Source organism: Aeromonas sp. DNP9 (assembly GCF_001728955.1).
GTDB lineage: Bacteria > Pseudomonadota > Gammaproteobacteria > Enterobacterales > Aeromonadaceae > Aeromonas > Aeromonas veronii.
Map to the genome: position 1 here is coordinate 94,498 of NZ_LYSQ01000017.1, position 21,277 is coordinate 115,774.

The following is a 21,277-nucleotide window of genomic DNA, read 5'->3' on the forward strand; positions in this document are numbered from 1 at the left end:
CGATCTGCCAGAGAAGCGATCACAAAAACAGTGTAATCGTTTACACTGTTTTGCAAGCAAGTTCACAGTTTGCAAGCCAACCCCTCGGCTAGACTGCTTGCAGCGTCATTTTCAGTGGAGAGCAAGATGAAGGTTCTGGTCACCGGCGGCTGCGGATATATCGGCAGCCACACCTCTCTGGCCCTGCAAGCCGCAGGCATGACCCCGGTCGTGGTGGACAACCTCTGCAACAGCAAGCGCAGCGTGTTGACTCGAGTCGCAGCTATCAGCGGCCAGCAACCCGTGTTCTATCAAGGGGATATTCGCGATGCCGCCCTGCTGGACCGGATCTTCGCCGAACAGCAGATCGATGCTGTGATCCACTTTGCCGCCCTCAAGGCGGTCGGCGAGTCGACCCGCATCCCACTGGATTACTACAAGAACAACCTGAGTGGCACCCTCACCTTGCTGCAGGCGATGAAACGGGCCGGGGTGCACAATCTGGTGTTCAGCTCCTCGGCGACCGTCTACGGCGATCCCGCCAGTCTGCCGATCCGCGAGGATTTCCCCCGCAGCGCCACCAACCCCTACGGGCGCTCCAAGCTGATCATCGAGGAGATCCTCGAGGACCTGCAGCTGGCCGAGCCGCACTGGAGCATGGCCCTGCTGCGCTACTTCAATCCGGTCGGCGCCCACGAGTCGGGCACCATGGGGGAAGATCCCCAAGGCATTCCAAACAATCTGATGCCCTATATCACTCAGGTCGCCATCGGCCGTCGCGACTGCCTGTCGGTCTTTGGAAACGATTACCCAACTGTTGATGGCACCGGCGTACGCGACTACATCCACGTGATGGATCTCGCCGAGGGGCACGTCAAGGCGTTGCAACACTGCGCTGGCAAGGGCGGTGTGCACACCTACAACCTGGGTACCGGTCAGGGCCAGAGCGTGTTGCAGCTGGTCGCCGCTTTCTCTGCCGCCTGTGGCAAGCCGCTGCCATTTCGCATCGAACCGCGCCGCCCGGGCGACATCGCCGCCTGCTGGGCCGATCCGGCCAAGGCGCAGCGCGAGCTGGGATGGCAGGCGACCCGCAACATCGACGCCATGTGCGCCGACAGCTGGCGCTGGCAATCCGCCAATCCGAACGGTTACGAGGAGTAGGTCTGCCTGCTCCCTGTGAATAGACGACCCTATTTTTCAATACCTTATTCAGGAGAGATGATGTTCAACCCCGTCGATCATCCCCATCGCCGCTTCAACCCGCTGACCGGCCAGTATGTGCTGGTCTCCCCCCACCGGGCCAAACGCCCCTGGCAGGGACAGGTGGAGAAGGTGAGTCAGGCCCCCAAACAGACCCACGATCCCGACTGCTTCCTCTGCGCGGGCAACACCCGGGTCACCGGTGACATCAACCCCGACTACAAGGGCACCTTCGTTTTTACCAACGACTTCGCCGCCCTGATGCAGGATACCCCGGCCGCCGATAACGCCAGCGATCCCCTGCTGAAGCTGGAGGCCGCCCGCGGCACCAGCCGGGTCATCTGCTTCTCGCCGGATCACGGCAAGACCCTGCCCGAGCTGCCGCTGCCCGCCATCGAAGGGGTGATCACCACCTGGATGGATCAGGTCGCCGAGCTGTCGGCCCAGTGGCAGTGGGTGCAGGTCTTTGAAAACAAAGGGGCAGTCATGGGCTGCTCCAACCCGCATCCCCACGGCCAGATCTGGGGCAGCGACTTCCTGCCCAACGAGATCGCCCGCGAAGAGCAGCACCAGCGCGACTGGCTGGCAGAGCATGGCCGCCCCATGCTGCTGGAGTATGTGGAGCGGGAGCTGGCGGATCGCTCTCGCATCGTGGTAGAGACCGAGCACTGGCTTGCCGTCGTCCCCTTCTGGGCCGCCTGGCCGTTCGAAACCCTGCTGCTGCCCAAGGCGCACGTCCCCTCCATGCTCAATCTGACCCAGGCCCAGCAACAGGATCTGGCGGTGGCGCTCAAGGAGCTCACCAGCCGCTACGACAACCTGTTCGAGTGCAGCTTCCCCTACTCCATGGGCTGGCACTTTGCGCCGCCCAAATCGGAGTGCCCCGAGGCGTGGCAACTGCATGCCCACTTCTATCCGCCACTGCTGCGTTCCGCCACCGTGCGCAAATTTATGGTGGGCTTCGAGATGCTGGCCGAAACCCAGCGCGACCTTACCCCCGAGCAGGCCGCCGAACGGCTGCGTGCCCTGAGCCCCGTTCACTACACCCAGACCAGCCACACCAATGAGGAGGCCCTATGACCCCCAGCCAACGCGTCAGCACCGTTTTTGCCGAGCAATTTGCCAAAGCGCCCGATCTGCTGGTGCGCGCCCCCGGCCGCGTCAACCTCATCGGTGAACATACCGACTACAACGACGGCTTCGTGCTGCCCTGCGCCATCGACTACGAGACCTGCGTTGCCATCGGCCTGCGCGATGACCGACAAGTGCAGGTGATCGCCGCCGACTACGACAACCAGCGCGACCAGTTCGACCTCGACCAGCCCATCGAGCACCACCCCAGCCAACGCTGGAGCGACTACATCCGCGGCGTGGTGAAATATCTGCAAGAGCGCGGTTATGCCCTGCGCGGCCTCGATCTGGTGGTATCCGGCAATGTGCCGCAGGGGGCGGGGCTCTCCTCCTCCGCCTCGCTGGAAGTAGCCATCGGTCAGGCATTCAAAGAAGCGCTGGGGCTCGATATCAGCCAGGCCGAGATCGCCCTCAACGGCCAGCAGGCGGAGAACAAGTTCGTCGGCTGCAACTGCGGCATCATGGATCAGATGATCTCCGCCAGCGGCAAAACTGACCACGCCCTGCTGCTCGACTGCCGCTCGCTGGAGACCCGCCTCATCCCCATGCCGGCGGATCTGGCTGTGCTGATCGTCAACTCCAATGTGCGTCGCGGTCTGGTGGACAGCGAGTACAACACCCGCCGTCAGCAGTGCGAAGCGGCCGCCCGTCACTACAGGGCCAAGGCGCTGCGCGACCTCGATCTGGCCGGACTGGAAGCGGGCAGAGCCGGGCTGGATGATGCTTGTTATCGTCGTGCCCGCCACATCGTAGGAGAAAACGCCCGCACCCTGGCGGCGGCCGATGCACTGGCCAGCCACGACCTGACCCGACTCGGCGAGCTGATGGCCGAATCACACGCCGCCATGCGCGATGATTTCGAGATCACAGTGCCCGCCATCGACGGTCTGGTGGAGATCATCAAGGCCAGGATCGGCACCGATGGCGGCGTGCGGATGACTGGCGGCGGCTTCGGCGGCTGCGTGGTCGCCCTGCTGCGCCCGGAGAAGGTGGCCGAGGTGATCGCTGCCGTCGAGGCAGAGTATCCGGCCATCTCGGGCCTCAAGGCCGACTGCTACGTCTGCCGCGCCAGCGCCGGTGCAGGCAAGCTATGAGCAGCGCCATGACCCCGTTCGAGCTGGAAAATGAAGAGGGGCTGCGCCTGCGCGGCCTCGACTTCGGCGCCACCCTCACCTCCCTCACCCTGCCGGTAGCGGGAAAACGGCGTGAAGTGCTGCTGGGCTGTGCCGACGACGTCTATCCCACCCAGCAGGTGTGGCTGGGTGCGGTGGCCGGGCGTTTTGCCAACCGCATCGGTGGTGCCGAGCTGGTGCGTGATGGCCAGCGTTGGCCGCTGAATGCCAATCAGGCACCCAACTGTCTGCACGGCGGGCAGGCTGGCTTTCATCGCCAGCAGTGGCAGATCAAGGAACTGGAAGCAGATCGGGTCAAGCTGGCGCTGCTCTCCCGGACAGGGGATCAGGGCTTTCCCGGCAATCTGCGGGTCACCCTGGAGTACCGGCTTGAGCAGAGCGATCTGGTGGTGGATTTCATCGCCAGCACGGATGCCGCTACGCCGGTCAGCCTCACCAGCCACGCCTACTTCAATCTCGATGGGCAAACCGATGGCGGAGATGTCCGTGACCACCTCATCAGCATCAATGCCGACCACTTCCTGCCGACCGACCCGATCGGTTTGCCGATCGCCATCACTCCGGTGGAGGGGCCATTCGATCTGCGCCGCGAGCACCTGATTGGCCAGGATTGGCTGAGCCATCCCCAGCAGCAACAGGCCAAGGGATACGACCACGCCTTTGTGCTCAACGGCCCGGCGCAAGAGTGGGCTGCTCGCGTGGTATCGGGTGACAAGCAGCTGGCGATGGAGGTCTACACCAACCAGCCCTCGCTGCAGTTTTACACCGGCAACTGGCTGGCCAATACCCCGAACCGCAGCGGCCTGTCGCACCGGGATCACGACGGCTTCTGTCTTGAGGCGCAACAGCTACCGGACAGCCCCAATCACCCCGAGCTGGGCAACCCCTGGCTGTTGCCGGGCGAGCGTTATCACCACCAGACCCGCTACCGCTTCATCCGCGACTAACTTAAAGAATTCATGATTTTTACATAGCCTCAGCAGTCACAATCGAGCAAGATATGCCGCCCCGAGACCCTTTCGGGGCGTTTTTACATCAACGAAGTTAAGGATTGTTTGTTCGATGACTGACACTTATAGCCTGCTGGTCGCCTTTATTCTGGGCGTCGTCGAGGGGCTGACCGAGTTCCTCCCCGTCTCCTCCACCGGCCACATGATTATCGTCGGCCATCTGCTGGGCTTTGAAGGACCCAAGGCTGCCACCTTCGAAGTGGTGATCCAGCTGGGCTCCATCCTCGCGGTAGTCGCCGTCTTCTGGCGCCGCCTGTTTGGTCTGATTGGCATCCACTTTGGCCAGAAGCCCTCTCAGGATCATGCCACCCTGTCGCTGATCCACGTCATCCTCGGCATGCTGCCCGCCATCGTGGTCGGTCTGGCCATCCACAGCTGGATCAAGGCCAACCTGTTTGGTCCACAGACCGTCATGTACGCACTGGTCGCGGGGGGCATCCTGCTGATCATCGCCGAGAAGTTCCGCCCGGCCGTCACAGCCGAGACCCTGGATGACATCAGCTACAAGCAGGCGTTCGGTATCGGCCTGTTCCAGTGTCTGGCCCTGTGGCCCGGCTTCTCCCGCTCCGGCGCCACCATCAGTGGTGGCATGCTGATGGGGATCAGCCGTCACGCCGCCGCCGAGTTCTCCTTCATCATGGCGGTGCCCATGATGGTGGCGGCCAGCGGGCTTGATCTCTACAAGAGCCGCGATTTTCTCTCGATGGCCGACTTCCCGATGTTTGCAGTGGGCTTTATCACCGCCTTCGTGGTGGCCATGTTTGCGATCAAGACCTTCCTGAAATTGATCCGCCGCATCGACTTTATCCCGTTCGCCATCTACCGCTTTATCGTGGCATTCGCCGTCTATCTGGTGTTTGTCGCCTGACCGGTAGCCTGCAATGAAATGACAAAAGGGACCAACTTGGTCCCTTTTTCTATGGCGTCATGGTGCTCAGTAGAGGTGCTGGCTGATGCCATTCAGCAGCCGCGACAACCCCTTGGTGAACTGCACCGGCGCATCCTGCACCGTGTAGCAGAGGCAACCGTCCGGCGTATGCGGACTGTGGGAGTGGCTGGCATCGCGCCAGATGAAATCTCCCGCCTTGTAAAGGGTATCGCCATCCTGAATATTGCCAGCCAGCAGCAGGGTCAGCTCATAGCCCTGATGGGTGTGCTCGGGGATGCGACCGCCTGCTTCGATATGGAGCAGGCTGGCGCGCGCCCCCATCTCGTCCAGCGGCAGACTCTGCTGACGAATGGCCCCGATATGGCGCCACTTGGGCGAACGATAGCGGGCCAGCACCCGTGGCAAACGGTAGGCGTGACCGGCTACCTCCAGCTCGCCGGGCTGGGCTCGGGGCTGGTCATGTGTTGGCTCGGAGAGGGGCTCTGCCAGCGGCTGGGCCAGAATATCCGCCAGCATGGCGTCAAACCCGGCCTCCATCGCCACGTCATCGCGGGGAGCCAGCTCGGGCTCTGCTGGCGAGGCAAGATATTGCTGCGCCAGCTCCTCTTCGAATGTCTTCAGTCGGGCAGCACAATCGGGGCAGAGTTCACAGTGAGCGGAGAGCCCCACCGCCAGCGGCAGAGGGAGCTCGTCGGCGGCGAAGGCGCGCAGCATAGGGTCGGTCGGATGGGCTTTAATCATGGCCTTGCTCCACTTGCTCTTTCAGTTTCTGTAACGCCAGTCTGAGGCGGGACTTGATGGTACCGAGCGGCACGCCGAGTCGCTCCGCCAGCTCCTGCTGGGAGAACTCCTGCAGATAGATGCCACGCACCACCTGCTGTTGCGGCTCCGGCAGGGTGCCCAGATAGTGGGCCATCTGACGGGTCAGCACCGCATCCTCACCGCCGCTCAGATGCTCCTCTTCGGCCTGAAACTCCAGCACCGGCCACAGCTCCTCGGCACAGAGATCCTCCTTGCTGGCGCGACGACGGCGCAGCATGTCGAAGCACTGGTTGCGCATCACGGTATAGATCCAGGTGGTCGGCGCCCCCTTCTCGGGGTGGTAGAGACGCGCCTTCTGCCACACCAGCAGCATGGTCTCCTGCACCAGCTCCATGGCGTTGGCTTCGCTGCCGAGGTGGCGCAGGCCGTAGCTGCGAATGCGCGGCGCAAAGTGTTGGAACAGGCGGGCAAAAGCGGCCTTGTCGGCCTGCTCTGCCACCCTGATCAGCATAGATTTGAGGTCGCCATCCGGGTTATCCATCACGGGCGAGGTCCTGCGTATGGTCGAGTGTGGTTGGCCAGTATATGCCATTGCGCCATCCCTTTGGTGTGCTGTCGAACATGCTGTGGTGATGACTTGTACGGCGCTGTGGCAGTGGCGGATCAGCGGGTCAGAAAAAATCAGTGGCTGGCCACCAGCACCCCCTTGAGCAGTGCAATGGCAGGCTGATTGTCGGCAGCGGCCAGCAGCAGCTGCTTCTGCTCGGGGGGGATCGGCAGCACCTCCAGCCAGCGCTGGGCCACCCAGTTGCCATCGTCCCAGCGGGGGGCGGGATAGAGGGCGGCATAGTCGGGATAGTCTGCAAACACCTCCCGCAGCGCATCAGCCAGTGGCAGCTGATCGGGATGGAGCCGCCGGGGTGGCCATGCCGGCAGCGAGGTTACCTCACCGATGCGCAGGCCATCCTGCTCCTGCCACAGATCCTCTATCTGCACCCGCTCCACCCCCTGCACCGTGATCCCCAGCATGCCGTCCGGCAGCCGGTCGAAGTCGATGACCTTGACCCGGGTGGCGATGGGCAGCATGTTGCGCAGGGCGTCGGGCTGGCGCGGATCCACCATGCAGAGGGCAAAGCCCGCCTCCCCCGCTTCGGCCACCATCCGCAGGTATCTGGGCTCGAAGATCCGCAACGGCATGATGCCGCCGGGCAACAGGTGGGCTAATAGGGGAAACAGTGCCAGTCGCATCACAAACTCCTTGCCGGGTTACGACTCTAGGTACGTGCAACAGCCAGCGGGAGATCAGTGTCGGGAAAAACCCTTAACAATCAGGGGAAATAGCCTGGACAAGGCGCTTCGATATGCAGTAGAAATGGATAAGCACCGTAATTTCCGTCCAATATTCTGGAATATGGCGCCAAACGCAGTGAAATATCCGCCCGACAGCGAGCGGCGGGTCATCCCTATAGTTTTCTCGAGCCGATGCGGGTAAAATTCACGCCCTTATATATCAGTCATTTTTCGACGCGCAACCTTGGTGGTCAGTTATGAAAGAGCATATTCATCATCTACTTGAACAAACGGTAGCCAATCTCAAGTCAGCAGGCGTCCTGCCGGCGGACCTGGAAGCCCGCGTGCAAGTAGACCGATGCAAGGAAAAAGCTCACGGTGACCTGGCCACCAACCTGGCCATGCTGCTGGCCAAGCCGGCCCGCAAGAATCCCCGTGAGCTGGCGGCTGCCATCATCGAGCACCTGCCTGCCTCCGACCTGATCGCCAAGGTCGAGATCGCCGGTCCCGGCTTCATCAACTTCTTCTTCGACCAGCGCTGGCTGGCCGGTCAGGTTGAGGCCATGGTGACCTCTGCCAACGCCAACGTACGGTTGCCCGCGCCACAAACCGTGGTGGTGGACTACTCCGCCCCCAACGTGGCCAAAGAGATGGCGGTGCACCACATCCGCTCCACCGTACTCGGTGACGTGGCTGCCCGTGCGCTGGAGTTCCTCGGCCACAAGGTGGTGCGTGCCAACCACATCGGTGACTGGGGTACCCAGTTCGGCATGCTGATCGCCTATCTGGAGAAGATGTCCAACGAGCATGCCAGCGACATGGCACTCAAGGATCTGGAAGCCTTCTACACCCAGGCCAAGCGTTGCTACGACGAAGACGAAGCCTTCGCCGAGCGCGCCCGTAACTACGTGGTCAAGCTGCAGGGCGGCGACGAGTACTGCCGTACCATGTGGAAGAAGCTGGTCGACATGACCATGGAACAGAACCAGATCAACTACGACCGCCTGAATGTCTCCCTGACCAACAAGGACATCATGGGCGAGTCCATGTACAACGACATGCTGCCGGAGATCGTGGCCGACCTGAAAGCCAAGGGGCTGGCGGTCGAGAGCGAAGGCGCCACCGTGGTCTTCCTGGACGAGTTCAAGAACAAGGATGGCGAGGCCATGGGCGTCATCATCCAGAAGAGCGATGGCGGTTTCCTCTACACCACCACAGATATCGCCTGTGCCAAATACCGTTATGAAACCCTGGGTGCCGATCGTGTCATGTACTTCATCGACTCCCGTCAGCACCAGCACCTGATGCAGGCCTGGACCATCACCCGCAAGGCGGGTTATGTGCCGGAATCCGTGCCGCTCGAGCACCACGCCTTCGGCATGATGCTGGGCAAGGATGGTCGTCCCTACAAGACCCGTTCCGGTGGCACCGTCAAGCTGGTTGACCTGCTGAACGAAGCGGAAGAGCGCGCCGCCGCCCTGCTGGAGAGCCGCAACAGCGACCTCTCTGCCGAAGAGAAGGCCAACGTGGTCAACGCCATCGCCATGGGTGCGGTCAAGTATGCGGATCTCTCCAAGAACCGTACTACCGACTACATCTTCGACTGGGATCTGATGCTGTCGTTTGAAGGCAACACTGCCCCTTACCTGCAGTACGCCTACACCCGTATCCAGTCCATCTTCCGCAAGGCCAACATCGATGCCGAGACGCTGACCGGCAACGTGACCCTGAACGAAGAGGCCGAAGAGGTGCTGGCCCAGAAGCTGATCCAGTTCTCCGACGCGGTCAACGGCGTGGCCGACAAAGGCATGCCGCACCTGCTCTGTACCTACCTGTACGAGTTGTCCGGCAACTTCATGACCTTCTATGAAGCCTGCCCGATCAACAAGGATGGCGTGGACGAGGCAACCCGTCAGAGCCGTCTGCTGCTGTGCGCCGCCACCGCCAAGGTGCTGAAACTGGGCCTCGGCGTACTGGGCATCCATACCCTGGAGCGCATGTAATAGATGGCAACCCGGGATTATGTCGGCAGCCGCCCGCGACGTCGGGCGGGTGGCCGCAATACCAAGAAAGCGGCCCCTCGCCGCTTTCCTGTTATTCCAGTGCTGCTGGTCGTGGCACTGCTGGCAGGCTTTGGTGGCTTCCTTTACATGATCAATGGCAAGGGCAACGACGCCCCCACCATTGAGGAGCAGGTAAAGGCCAACAAGCCAAAAGCGCAGAATAACGGGCTGCCTCAGGAGAAGTGGAGCTACATCGAACGGCTTGAGAACAAGCAGGTCGATATCATAGAGCCGCCGACCCAGCCGGGTGTGCTGCCGCCACCGCCGGCAGATACCATGACCCTGCAGCCGGAAAAACTGCCGCAGCCGGTGCCGACCGACATTCCCCAACCGGGAACGCCCATCGGCCAGCCCAAGCCCTATCAGCCCAATCCGGCGACCACCCCTTCCACCTCCGGTGCACCGGTTGCCAGCGCGCAAGAGCAGGTGATCGACCGCAAGGCCGAACGGGAGCGGATGGAGCGGGAGATCCGTGCCGAGCTGGAGCGGGAGCGGGCCGAAGCGGCCAAGGCCAAAGCGGCCACCCCGCCAGCCCAGGCCGCCGACAGCGGTCGCTATATGATGCAGTGCGCCGCCCTGCGCTCGCAGGATTCCGCAGAGTCGCTCAAGGCACGTATCGCCTTCACCGCCGGCCTCTCTTCCAGCCTGCAGGTGATCAATGGCGCCAACGGCACCGTCTACAAGGTGATGGTCGGCCCCTTCAACGGCAAGGCGGCCGCCGACGCGGCCAACAGCAAGCTGCAGAGCTCCGGCATCAGCGGCTGCATTCCCAAGAAGGGTTAGCATACTGTCACCAGCAGGAGAACCAGAGCATGACAAATTCGAAACAGCCACCAAATGGCCTTCCGGTTTACCGCTTAATTACTGGGCCTGATGACGCGACATTTTGTTTTCGTGTCAGCGAGGCACTAGCTCAAGGCTACACGCTGTATGGTTCTCCCTCGGCGACGTTCAATGGCCAAACTGTGATCGTGTGCCAAGCGGTAGTCTGGTCTGAAACAAAATAATGCGGATAGTTTGCAGCAGGGCCGGGTGGCAACACCCGGCCCTGTTCTTTTGGTGTCACTCGCACCCACGCTGTTTGCTACCCCGTTTATCCCGACCAAAGGCAGGGTTGAAAAGCCCGTTTGCCATCCCCATCTTTCTTGCCATGCACAGTCAGGCCGTTATTCGGCTCAAGCGAGGTAAGTAAAGTGACTACCATAGTTTCAGTTCGCCGCAACGGTCAGGTCGTCATCGGTGGCGATGGCCAGGTTTCTCTTGGCAACACCGTCATGAAGGGCAACGCCCGCAAGGTTCATCGCCTCTACAACGGCAAGGTGCTGGCAGGTTTTGCCGGTGGCACAGCCGACGCCTTCACCCTGCTCGAGCGTTTCGAAGCAAAACTGCAGGCCCATCAGGGTAATCTGGAGCGCGCCGCCGTGGCGCTGGCCAAAGATTGGCGCACCGATCGCGCCCTGCGCCGCCTCGAAGCACTGCTGGCCGTCGCCGACGAGCAAAAATCTTTCATCATCACCGGCAACGGTGACGTGGTGCAGCCGGAGCACGATCTCATCGCCATCGGCAGCGGCGGCAACTTCGCCCAGTCCGCGGCCATCGCCCTGCTGGAAAACACCGATCTGGATGCCAAGAGCATCGTCGAGAAGGCGCTCAAGATCGCTGGCGACATCTGCGTCTTCACCAACCAGCACCACACCGTCGAAGTGCTGGACTATTCGGCCAAATAAGCTGGCTACATAGCAACCAATTCTCCAAGGGGTGGGCACTGCCCGCCCCTGATACAGGAACTCCATCATGTCCGAGATGACCCCGAGAGAAATCGTCCACGAACTGGATCGTCACATCATTGGTCAGGCCGATGCCAAGCGCGCGGTGGCCGTCGCCCTGCGCAACCGCTGGCGCCGGATGCAGCTCAACGAAGAGATGCGCCATGAAGTGACCCCGAAGAACATCCTGATGATCGGCCCGACCGGTGTCGGCAAAACCGAGATCGCCCGTCGTCTGGCCAAACTGGCCAACGCCCCCTTCATCAAGGTGGAAGCGACCAAGTTCACCGAAGTGGGCTATGTCGGCAAGGAAGTGGACAGCATCATTCGCGATCTGACCGATGTCGCCATCAAGCTGGTGCGCGAGACCGAGATGGAGAAGATGAAATACCGCGCCGAGGAAGCCGCCGAAGAGCGCATTCTCGATGCGCTGCTGCCCAACCCGCGCAACACCTGGGGTGAGGAAGAGAAAGCCGACAACTCCAACACCCGCCAGATCTTCCGCAAGAAACTGCGGGAAGGTCAGCTGGATGACAAGGAGATCGAGCTGGAACTCTCCGCCTCCCCGATGGGCGTCGAAATCATGACCCCGCCGGGCATGGAAGAGATGGCCAACCAGCTGCAGGGGCTGTTCCAGAACCTGGGCCAGAACCAGAAGAAGAAGCGCAAGATCAAGGTCAAAGAGGCCATGAAGGCGCTGATCGAAGAGGAAGCGGCCCGTCTGGTCAATCCGGAAGAGCTGAAGCAGAAAGCGATCGCAGCTGTCGAGAACAACGGCATCGTCTTCCTCGACGAGATCGACAAGATCTGCAAGCGCGGCGAGAGCTCCGGCCCCGATGTCTCCCGTGAAGGGGTTCAGCGCGACCTGCTGCCGCTGGTCGAGGGCTGCACCGTCAACACCAAGCACGGCATGGTCAAGACCGACCACATCCTGTTTGTCGCCTCCGGCGCCTTCCAGATCGCCAAGCCGTCCGACCTCATCCCCGAGCTGCAGGGCCGTCTGCCGATCCGGGTCGAGCTGACCGCGCTGACCACCGATGACTTCGAGCGCATCCTGACCGAACCGAACGCCTCCCTGACCGATCAGTACAAGGCGCTGATGGCCACCGAAGGGGTCAATATCGAGTTCACCAAGGATGGCATCCGCCGTCTGGCCGAAGCGGCGTGGCAGGTCAACGAGCGTACCGAGAACATAGGTGCCCGCCGTCTGCACACCGTGATGGAACGCCTGATGGAAGATATCTCCTACGACGCCTCCGAGAAATCCGGCGAGACCTTCGTCATCAACACCGACTACGTCAACGCCCACCTCGGCAAGCTGATTGAAGACGAGGATCTGAGCCGCTTTATTCTGTAAGCGCGCCCCTCCCGATAAAACGCCTCCCTTCGCGGAGGCGTTTTTATTTCTCCATCACCTCCGTCATCTGCCCGGATTCTGGCCCACACCTGCGGCAACCCGTTCAATCCCAAGCCGTTTCCAAATTTCCCCTTGCCAACGCCCGCCGTTTTTTCATCCCCGCTGAAATCTGCTCAAAAAAAGATCTTTCCTATTCTCGGCGGCCTATTTATACATACGTATAAATCAGATCAAAATCTGTGCAGCAGGAACCAGAAAGATGAATCCAACCCGGCAGAAACTGCTCGATACCGGCCTCGCCATCGCAACCGAGAAGGGGCTACGCGGCCTGACGGTGCGCGAGCTGGCGGCGGCGGCCGAGGTGAACCTCGGCTCCTTCGTCTACCACTTCGGCAACCGCGATGCCTTTATCGACGAGCTGGTCGAGCTCTGGTATGCCCCCCTCTATGACGAGCTCAAGGCGGTGGCAGCCAAAGGCTCCTACCCCTCTGCCATCGCCATGTTCGAGGCCACCATGGAGGCGCTGATCGGGCTGGTGGCGCGCCAGCGCGGCTTTATCAACCACCTGTTTGGCGATGCGCTGGCAGGTGAAGGGGCGGCCCAGCGCTTTCTGCTCAGCCTGCCGCGCCGTCATCCCCTGTTGCTGATCGAGCAGGTACGGATGGCGCAGGCGGAAGGGTCGCTGGTCGCGGGTCACCCGCTCCAGCTGATGATCTTCATCATGGGCTCGGTCGGCCTGCCGCTGGTGATCGCCGGCAGCGGTCGTCAGCTCGGCTGGCTGCCCGAACAGGCAGCCCCCTTTCTCAGCCAGATAGACAACCCCGAGGCCGCCAGACAGCGGCTGGTATGGGCCCTGCGCGGCCTGCGCCCCACCGACATGAAAGAAGGAGAAGCAGCATGAAACAACGCATCGCGATGGCAGCTCTGCTGCTGACCGCTCTCAGTGGTTACCTCTGGTTGCAGAGCCATCCTCAAGGAGAAGCGCTATGAAGCAACGCATTGCAATCGTAGCCCTGCTGCTAACCGTTATCGGTGGCTACCTCTGGTGGCAGGGGCGCCCCGCCGACGGCTCCATCCTTTACGGCAATGTCGATATTCGCGACGTCAATCTGGCCTTTCGAGTCGGCGGTCGCATCGATCAGGTGCTGGTCGATGAGGGGGATAGGGTAAAAGCCGGTCAACTGCTGGCCCGCCTCGATCCGGTTCCCCTCACCCACAGCCGCGACAGCGCCCGCGCCAATCTGGCTGCGCTCACTGCCGCCAACGCCTTGATCCACAAAGGCTATCGCAGCGAAGAGACCGACCGCGCCCGGGCCGCACTGGCCGCCGCCGAGGCCGCTGCGCTGGAAGCCGACCAGCAGTGGCGCCGCCAGAGCACATTGGCAGCCACCGGCGCCATCTCCCGCGGTCAGCTCGATACCGCCCGCTCCCAGCGGGATCAGACCCGGGCGCAGGTACGCTCCGCCCGCGAACAGCTCGCCCAGCTCGAAAGCGGCTACCGCCCGGAAGAGATTGCCCAGTCCGATGCCCAACTGGAAGGGGCCAAAGCGGCGCTCGCCAGTGCCGAACTGGCGCTGGCTGATGCCAACCTGACCGCCCCCAGCGATGGCATCATCATCAGTCGCGCCATCGAGAACGGCAGCATGGTGCAGAGCGGAGCGACCGTCTTCAACCTCTCCCTGACCGCGCCAGTCTGGGTGCGCGCCTATGTGGAGGAGCCCTGGCTCGGCCACTTCCCGAGCGGCGCCAAAGTGACCCTCACCACCGACTCGCGGCCTGATCAGCCCTATCACGGGGTGGTGGGCTTTGTCTCGCCGACCGCCGAGTTCACCCCGAAATCGGTGGAGACGCCGGACCTGCGCACTCACCTCGTCTACCGGCTGCGCATCGTGGTGCAGGATCCCGACCCGGCCCTGCGCCAGGGGATGCCGGTCACCGTCAGGCTGGCGCCATGAGCTGCGCCATCTCCCTTGAGGGGCTCACCAAACGCTTTGGCGAGCGGGTCGCCCTCAACGCCATCTCGGCCACCATTCCGACCGGTGGCATCACCGGGCTGGTCGGCCCCGACGGCGCGGGCAAGAGCACTTTGCTACGCCTGCTGGCCGGTCTGCTGATCCCGGAAGCGGGCACCATCCGGGTGCTGGGGCTGGATCCGGTGAGCGAGGGGGATCTGCTGCGTCAGCGCCTCGGCTACATGCCCCAGCAGTTCGGCCTCTACGAGGATCTCAGCGTGCTGGAGAACCTCACCCTCTACGCCGACTTGCGCGGCGTACTGGAGCCCGAACGCACGCCCACCTTTGCGCGGCTGCTCGCCTTCACCGATCTTGCCCGCTTCACCGCAAGGCCGGCAGGCAAGCTCTCTGGCGGGATGAAGCAGAAGCTCGGGCTGGCCTGCGCCCTGCTCGGCACCCCGGATGTGCTGCTGCTGGACGAGCCGGGGGTCGGGGTCGATCCCATCTCCCGCCGCGCCCTCTGGCAGATGGTACGCGAGCTGGCCAAGGGGGGGATGACGGTGCTCTGGAGTACCGCCTATCTCGACGAGGCGGAGCTGTGCGACCACGTGCTGCTGATGGCGGATGGCGAGGTGCGCACCAGTGGCACCCCGGCCGATCTGATGGGAGCCATGGCCAGCCGCTGCTGGCTGCTGGAGGCGGGGCAACTGGATGGGCGCGAGCGGCGCGCCCTGCTGCGCCGGGCGCTGGCGCACCCCGCAGTGATGGATGGCGTGGTGGCGGGGGAGCGGGTTCGCCTGCTGCTGCACCCGGGCATGACGCCCCCACCGCTGGCGGAGCTGCATCTCGCCAACGGCGCCTTTCAACCGGCCCAGCCCCGGCTGGAGGATGCCTTTATTGACCTGCTCGGCGGCGGCCCCGGCGGAGAGTCGAGTCTGGCAGCCGGGATGCGGGAAGCCGAACTGCCGCAGGGGGTCTCCCCCGAGGCGGTGATCGAGGCGCGCCACCTCACCAAGCGGTTCGGCGATTTTGCCGCCACCGATGACGTCAGCTTTGCAGTGCGCCGCGGCGAGATCTTCGGCCTGCTCGGCCCCAACGGGGCGGGCAAGTCCACCACCTTCAAGATGGAGTGCGGCCTGCTGCGCCCGAGCGAGGGACAGGCGCTGGTGACCGGCATCGATCTGGCCCACAGCCCCTCGGCGGCGCGCCAGCGCCTCGGCTACATGGCGCAGAAGTTCTCCCTCTACAAGCAGCTTACCGTGGCGCAGAACCTCTCCTTTTTCGCCGGTATCTACGGCCTGTTCGGCCGCCACCAGCAGACGCGGATCGACGCCATGGTGACTGCCTTTGCCCTCGCCCCCTGGCTCGATCAGAAGGCGGAATCCCTGCCGCTCGGCCTGCGCCAGCGCTTATCGCTGGCCTGCGCCCTGCTGCACGAGCCGCCGCTGCTGTTCCTCGACGAGCCCACCTCCGGGGTCGATCCGGTGACCCGGCGCGAGTTCTGGTCGCACATCAACGCGCTGGCCGACCACGGCGTCACCGTGTTGGTCACCACCCACTTTATGGACGAGGCGGAGTATTGCGATCGCATCGCCCTCATCTATCGCGGCAAGCTGCTGGCGCTCGGTACCCCGGACGATCTCAAGGGGCTGGCCGCCAAAGAGGCGGCAACTTCTCTGCCAACCGGCTCCTTGCCGACCTGTTCTTTGCCAACAATGGAAGAGGCCTTTATCACCCTGGTCGAGCGGGCCAGCGAGGAGGACGCATGAGCATCAACCGTCGGCGACTGCTGGCCCTCTGCCGCAAGGAGACGCTGCAAATCGTCCGTGACCCGAGCAGCATCCTCATCGCCTTCATCATGCCGGTGGTGCTGCTGGTGGTGATGGGTTACGCCATCAATCTCGATGTGGACCATCTGCGCCTCGGCATCTGGCGAGCCGACAGCGGCGCCCCGGCGGTGCGGCTGGAGCAGGCCCTGCGCGGCTCAACCGCGCTGGAGATCCACAGCGGCCCGAGCAAGGAGTCCCTGCTCGCCAGTCTGGCCCGCGGCGAGATCCGCGGCCTGCTGGTGATCGATGACGGCTTCTCCCGCGCGCTGGCCGGTCAGGGCAATGGCGCGCCGCAGGCGCTGCTGCTGACCGACGGCTCCGAGCCCAACACCGCCAACTTCGTTACCAACTATGTGCAGGGGATCTGGCAGGGGTGGCTCGCGGGCGAAGGGGTCGCCATGCCGGTGTCGATAGAGAGCCGCGCCTGGTTCAATCCGGCGCTGGTGAGCCGCAACTTTCTGGTACCGGGCTCCATTGCGGTGGTGATGACCATCATAGGTGCCCTGCTCACCTCGCTGGTGGTGGCGCGGGAGTGGGAGCGCGGCACCATGGAGGCGCTGCTCGCCACCCCGGTCACCAAGGGGGAGCTGCTGCTCTCCAAGCTGCTGCCCTACTACGGCCTCGGCATCATCGCCATGCTGCTCTGCCTGCTCTTCTCGGTGGCGGTGATGGCGGTGCCGTGGCGCGGCTCCCTGCTGCTGCTCTTTCTGGTCACCAGCGTCTTTCTCGGCAGCGCCCTCGGGCTCGGGCTGTTTCTCTCCACCGTGATGCGCAGCCAGTTCAATGCCGCGCAGGCGGCGCTGATCGCCGCCTTTCTGCCCGCCGTGATGCTGTCGGGCTTCGTGTTCGAGATCGCCAGCATGCCACCGCTGCTGCGGGCCATCACCCACCTCATTCCGGCCCGTTACTTCGCGAGCTTCCTGCAGACCCTCTATCAGGCGGGCAGCGTCTTCTCGATCCTGCTGGTCAACGGTTTCTGTCTGCTGCTGCTGGCCGGTTTCTGGCTGGCCCTGACCGCCCGCAAGACGCGGCGCACTCTGGAGTAACCCATGCTGATCCGACTCTGGTGGCTGATCCGAAAAGAGCTGCAGGCCCTGATGGGCAATACTCAGGGGCGCTTTCTGCTCATCATGCCGGTGCTGCTGCAAACCGCCCTCTTCCCGTTCGCCGCCACCCTGGAGGTGACCGGCAACACGCTGGCCATCTACAACCAGGATGGCGGTGCCCAGAGCCGCGAGCTGCTGGAGCGCCTCACCCATATGCCCGCCTTTACCACCATCATCCCGGTGCAGGGCGAGGCGGGCATGACCGAGGCCATCACCGGGCAGCAGGCACTGCTCGGGCTGATTATTCCGGGCGATTTCTCGCGCCGGCTGGCGCGCGGCGAACCGGCCAAGGTGCAGCTGATCATCGACGGGCGCCGCTCCAACGGTGGTCAGGTGGCGGCGGGCTACATCAGTCAGGTGATCGCCCGCTGGCAAAGTGAGGGCAAGGGGCAACCCGAGCTGGCGGTACGCAACCTCTACAACCCCAACGTCGAGTTCCACTGGCATATCCTGCCGGCGCTGGTGGCCATCATCACCACCACCGGCTGTCTGATTGTCACCGCCCTCTCGGTCGCGCGGGAGCGAGAAGAGGGCACCTTCGATCAACTGCTGGTCTCCCCCCTCACCGCAGGCTGGATCATGGCGGGCAAGGCGGTGCCCGGCATCATGGTGGCGGTGGGACAAGGGTGCATAGTCGCGCTGGCCGCCCGTTTTGTCTTTCACCTCCCCTTTGCCGGCAGCCTCAGCCTGCTGATGGCGGGCATGGTCTGCTACGGGCTGGCACTGGCCGGGATCGGGCTCTTTATCTCGTCGTTCTGCTCGACCCAGCAGCAGGCGTTTCTCGGGGTCTTCTCCTTCACCGTACCGGCGGTGATCCTCTCTGGTTTTATCTCGCCGGTGGAGAACATGCCGCAGGTGTTCCAGTGGCTGGCGGCCATCGACCCCCTCACCCACTTCATCGTGCTGCTCAAGGGGGTCTTCCTCAAGGGGTTTGACTTGTCGGCCGCCTGGCCCCTGCTCTGGCCGCTGCTCGCCATCGCCGGCGTCACCCTGTCGCTGGCGCTCGCCATGTTCCGCCGCCATATCGCCTGACCTCCTCTGTGGGGTCAATCTAATCGATATCCGCCCCCTGACCACCAGCTAGTGCCGGGAGCGTCGGCGTTTTCGCTGTTCAGTGTCATAACCTGTTGTTTTAAGTCTGGTATCCTATGGGCATTGAGCCCTTGGCTACCATCTCAGGAATTCATCCCATGTCTCTTCCCATCAAGAACAGCGCCAGGCAGCGCGCGGATGACAGATCCCGCATTCTCACCCTGCTGCTGCGCGATGATGCCCTCACCGACAGCCTGCTCGATCCGCAGGTGGTGCAGGATGCCGAGCAGCGCGATCAGACCAGCGAACTCACTGCGCTGGTCAACGGGTTGCCCGCCGCCGACGTCGCCGATGCGCTGGAGTCGCTGCCGCCCGATGAACGTCATGCCCTGTGGGCACTGGTGGAGGAGGAGAAGCGCGGCCAGATTCTGGTCGAAGCGTCGGAGACGGTGTGGGACAGCCTCATCAGCGGGATGAGCGACAAGGAGCTGCTGCACGCCCTGCGCACCCTGGATATCGACGACCAGATCTATCTGGGCCAGTACCTGCCGCGCAACCTGATGGGGCGGCTGCTCACCTACATGGCCCCCGAGGAGCGGGATCGGGTGCGGGAGGTGATCCGCTACGGCAAGCACACCGTCGGCGCCATGATGGACTTCGAGATCATCACCATCCGCCCCGAGGTGAGTCTGGCCACGGTGCAGCGCTATCTGCGCCTGCGCGGCAAGATCCCCGCCAACACCGACAAGCTGTTCGTCATCGATCGCCGCAACCACCTGCTGGGAGAACTGGCCCTCACCACAGTGCTGCTGCACAAGCCCGCCACTCTGGTGAGCGATGTGATGGAGCAGGACCCGGTCACCTTCGATCCGGAGGATAACGACGAAGCGGCGGCCCGCACCTTCGAGCGGGATGACCTGCTCTCCGCCGCCGTGGTGGATGGCAAGGGCAAGCTGATGGGCCGCCTCACCGTCGAAGAGGTGGTGGATCTGGTCTATGAGGAGAGCGACACCGACCTGCGCCGGATGGGGGGTATCAGCGAGGATGAAGACGTGTTCGCCCCAGTCTCCAAGGCGGTCAAGACTCGCTGGGCCTGGCTGGCGCTGAACCTCTGCACCGCCTTTGTCGCCTCGCGGGTGATCGGCCTGTTCGAGCACACCATCTCCCAGCTGGTGGCGCTGGCGGCGCTGATGCCCATCGTCGCCGGGATCGGCGGCAACACCGGCAACCAGACCATCACCATGATAGTGCGGGCGCTGGCGCTGCAGCACATTCAGGCGGGCAACCTCTCCTTCCTGCTGCTGCGGGAACTTGGCGTCGCCTTTATCAACGGGCTGGTGTGGGGCGGCACCATGGGCATCGCCACCTATCTGCTCTATCAGGATGCGGCGCTGGGCGCCGTGATGACCCTGGCCATGATACTCAACCTGCTGGTGGCGGCGCTGATGGGGGTCATCATCCCCATGACCATGACCCGCCTCGGCCGCGACCCGGCAGTGGGGGCCAGCGTGATGATCACCGCCATCACCGATACCGGCGGCTTCTTTATCTTCCTCGGGCTGGCGACCCTGTTCCTGCTGTAAACCGTGCGTTGAAAACAACAAGGGAGCCACTGGCTCCCTTGTTGTTTCAGGCGCGTTTGCCCGCCCCTGCCGTTGGGCTGCTTATCGCTTGTCAGCGGTGATCAGCAAGCCATTGGTGTCGGGGAAACCGATGACCAATGCATCATTTTTGTCATCCGTGGCAAAGGCGGTGACATAGGCGACGCGGTTATCCATCGCCCGAGCCAGAGCGGCATTCCAGAGGTTTTCGATCGGCGTGGCGGCAGCGGATTGCTTGAAGTTGCACTTGCCAAACCCGGTCATGGTCAGCTTGCTCAACCCGGCCGTCGCACTCCCCTCGCCCACCAGCGTACAACCCGCTGCCGGAAACTCGATCGCCACCGTCAGCTTGCCGCCGTTGTTGGTGGTATCCACCTTGCCCACCATGTCGCTGCTGAAGCCATCGCTACCCGTTGCACTCCAGCTGGCCGTGGTCACTGCTTTGGTGGTCAGGGCCGTCACCGCCACATGACCGCTGAAACCGGAATAGATGGGGGCGTTGTCGGAGAAGGTGGTGCCATTCCGGGTGAAATCAAAAACCCAGCGCTTGATCTCCTTGCCCTGCAGATCGATGACCGGCTGATCCTGGAAGGTGATGAGGTTGTGGTTGTTGCTTACCGTGCTCACCGCAGTGCTGCTGCCGAGCCGCTCGCTGGTGCGGGTCAGCTGCACCGGGTAGATCCCGTCCTTGTCGGCTTTCTGGTCAGCCTGACCCAGCCACTGGCTGTTGGTCTCGACCTTGCCCACCTGATGATCCACCCAGACACCCCAGTGCTGCACGGTTTCACCCTTCGGGTAGACCAGCGCCAGACCATCCAGATCCTTGATCATGCGCGGCGTCGCCTTGTCGCCGTCACGGCTCAGCAGATTCGCTTCATAGAGGCCCGCCTCCGGCAGGGCCAGCGGCACCCGCTTGGCGATGCTGTTGGCCGCTTTTTCGCTGTCACAGGCAGACAGGGCGGCGGCGCAGGCGATGGCCAGCAGTGCTTTGTTGTGCATTTTCATAAGTTTTTATTCCTTGCTGTCGCTTTGTAATTTTTAGATGCAATCAATCGCCGCTGAATTTAAGGGAAAGGTCATCTATCAGTCGAATGGAGATCTGTAACCAACCATTACAGCCTCGCAGGAGCGGCAGGCCACGCTGCTTGCCCCGACCGCACTGTGGTGACGACAGGGT

At 63.0% G+C, this 21,277-nt stretch carries 20 protein-coding genes; 16 read left to right on the forward strand and 4 right to left on the reverse strand.

All coding sequences use genetic code 11. The annotated features are described in order from the left end of the window. The first annotated feature begins 126 nt into the window (after positions 1-126). The 5 genes from galE to bacA all read left to right on the forward strand — a co-directional run bounded on the left by galE (position 127) and on the right by bacA (position 5,321). Positions 127-1,140, forward strand: a complete 1,014-nt coding sequence (galE, locus tag A9G06_RS13180) for a UDP-glucose 4-epimerase GalE (protein WP_069555524.1) — start codon at positions 127-129, stop codon at positions 1,138-1,140. 60 nt (positions 1,141-1,200) lie between these two features. Then, positions 1,201-2,259, forward strand: coding sequence for a UDP-glucose--hexose-1-phosphate uridylyltransferase (locus A9G06_RS13185; protein WP_069555525.1), 1,059 nt, complete (start codon positions 1,201-1,203; stop codon positions 2,257-2,259). Further along, positions 2,256-3,404: a galactokinase gene (gene galK / locus A9G06_RS13190; protein ID WP_069555526.1), complete on the forward strand. Its 1,149-nt coding sequence runs from the start codon at positions 2,256-2,258 to the stop codon at positions 3,402-3,404. Before A9G06_RS13185 ends, galK begins: the two co-directional genes overlap by 4 nt. Further along, positions 3,401-4,390, forward strand: a complete 990-nt coding sequence (gene galM, locus A9G06_RS13195) for a galactose-1-epimerase (RefSeq protein ID WP_069555527.1) — start codon at positions 3,401-3,403, stop codon at positions 4,388-4,390. Before galK ends, galM begins: the two co-directional genes overlap by 4 nt. Before the next feature lie 115 nt (positions 4,391-4,505). After that, positions 4,506-5,321: an undecaprenyl-diphosphate phosphatase gene (bacA, locus tag A9G06_RS13200; RefSeq protein WP_069555528.1), complete on the forward strand. Its 816-nt coding sequence runs from the start codon at positions 4,506-4,508 to the stop codon at positions 5,319-5,321. A 66-nt stretch (positions 5,322-5,387) separates the two neighbouring features. Here the strand turns inward: bacA and A9G06_RS13205 are convergent, their stop codons facing one another. From A9G06_RS13205 to A9G06_RS13215, 3 genes are all read right to left on the reverse strand, one after another. Then, positions 5,388-6,083 (reverse strand): ChrR family anti-sigma-E factor, encoded by a 696-nt coding sequence (locus A9G06_RS13205; protein ID WP_069555529.1) that lies wholly within the window; start codon positions 6,081-6,083, stop codon positions 5,388-5,390. Beyond that, complete coding sequence (locus tag A9G06_RS13210; protein WP_069555530.1) at positions 6,076-6,645, reverse strand: sigma-70 family RNA polymerase sigma factor; 570 nt, start codon at positions 6,643-6,645, stop codon at positions 6,076-6,078. Before A9G06_RS13210 ends, A9G06_RS13205 begins: the two co-directional genes overlap by 8 nt. 140 nt (positions 6,646-6,785) lie before the next feature. Further along, positions 6,786-7,352 (reverse strand): LON peptidase substrate-binding domain-containing protein, encoded by a 567-nt coding sequence (locus tag A9G06_RS13215; protein ID WP_069555531.1) that lies wholly within the window; start codon positions 7,350-7,352, stop codon positions 6,786-6,788. 299 nt (positions 7,353-7,651) lie between these two features. On the opposite strand from A9G06_RS13215, the gene argS reads away from it, so the two are divergent. The 11 genes from argS to mgtE all read left to right on the forward strand — a co-directional run bounded on the left by argS (position 7,652) and on the right by mgtE (position 20,082). Beyond that, positions 7,652-9,397 carry an arginine--tRNA ligase gene (gene argS / locus A9G06_RS13220; protein ID WP_069555532.1) on the forward strand — a complete coding sequence of 582 codons (1,746 nt, stop codon included), beginning with the start codon at positions 7,652-7,654 and terminating at the stop codon, positions 9,395-9,397. A gap of 3 nt (positions 9,398-9,400) precedes the next feature. Further along, complete coding sequence (locus A9G06_RS13225; protein WP_069555533.1) at positions 9,401-10,240, forward strand: SPOR domain-containing protein; 840 nt, start codon at positions 9,401-9,403, stop codon at positions 10,238-10,240. Between the two features lie 29 nt (positions 10,241-10,269). Next, a complete protein-coding gene (locus A9G06_RS22560; RefSeq protein WP_083243790.1) occupies positions 10,270-10,464 on the forward strand; it encodes a DUF1737 domain-containing protein in 195 nt (64 codons plus the stop codon). 186 nt (positions 10,465-10,650) lie between these two features. Then, positions 10,651-11,184 carry an ATP-dependent protease subunit HslV gene (hslV, locus tag A9G06_RS13230; RefSeq protein ID WP_033115661.1) on the forward strand — a complete coding sequence of 178 codons (534 nt, stop codon included), beginning with the start codon at positions 10,651-10,653 and terminating at the stop codon, positions 11,182-11,184. A 67-nt stretch (positions 11,185-11,251) separates the two neighbouring features. After that, positions 11,252-12,580, forward strand: coding sequence for an HslU--HslV peptidase ATPase subunit (gene hslU / locus A9G06_RS13235; RefSeq protein ID WP_069555534.1), 1,329 nt, complete (start codon positions 11,252-11,254; stop codon positions 12,578-12,580). A 259-nt stretch (positions 12,581-12,839) separates the two neighbouring features. Beyond that, on the forward strand, positions 12,840-13,481 hold the full coding sequence (locus tag A9G06_RS13240; RefSeq protein ID WP_005342550.1) for a TetR/AcrR family transcriptional regulator: 642 nt from the start codon (positions 12,840-12,842) through the stop codon (positions 13,479-13,481). An 85-nt stretch (positions 13,482-13,566) separates the two neighbouring features. Next, the gene (gene hlyD, locus A9G06_RS13245; RefSeq protein WP_069555535.1) at positions 13,567-14,535 is read left to right on the forward strand and encodes a secretion protein HlyD; all 969 of its coding nucleotides are present in this window, start codon (positions 13,567-13,569) and stop codon (positions 14,533-14,535) included. Beyond that, positions 14,532-16,301, forward strand: coding sequence for an ATP-binding cassette domain-containing protein (locus tag A9G06_RS13250; RefSeq protein WP_069555536.1), 1,770 nt, complete (start codon positions 14,532-14,534; stop codon positions 16,299-16,301). The genes hlyD and A9G06_RS13250 overlap by 4 nt, the downstream gene beginning before the upstream one ends. Continuing rightward, a complete protein-coding gene (locus A9G06_RS13255) occupies positions 16,298-17,407 on the forward strand; it encodes an ABC transporter permease (RefSeq protein WP_069555537.1) in 1,110 nt (369 codons plus the stop codon). Before A9G06_RS13250 ends, A9G06_RS13255 begins: the two co-directional genes overlap by 4 nt. A gap of 3 nt (positions 17,408-17,410) precedes the next feature. Then, positions 17,411-18,499 (forward strand): ABC transporter permease, encoded by a 1,089-nt coding sequence (locus tag A9G06_RS13260; RefSeq protein WP_069555538.1) that lies wholly within the window; start codon positions 17,411-17,413, stop codon positions 18,497-18,499. Positions 18,500-18,657: 158 nt separating this feature from the next. Then, positions 18,658-20,082 carry a magnesium transporter gene (gene mgtE / locus A9G06_RS13265; RefSeq protein ID WP_069555539.1) on the forward strand — a complete coding sequence of 475 codons (1,425 nt, stop codon included), beginning with the start codon at positions 18,658-18,660 and terminating at the stop codon, positions 20,080-20,082. Between the two features lie 81 nt (positions 20,083-20,163). On the opposite strand, the gene A9G06_RS13270 is transcribed toward mgtE, so the two are convergent. Then, a complete protein-coding gene (locus tag A9G06_RS13270; RefSeq protein ID WP_069555540.1) occupies positions 20,164-21,105 on the reverse strand; it encodes a hypothetical protein in 942 nt (313 codons plus the stop codon). Positions 21,106-21,277 lie beyond the last annotated feature (172 nt).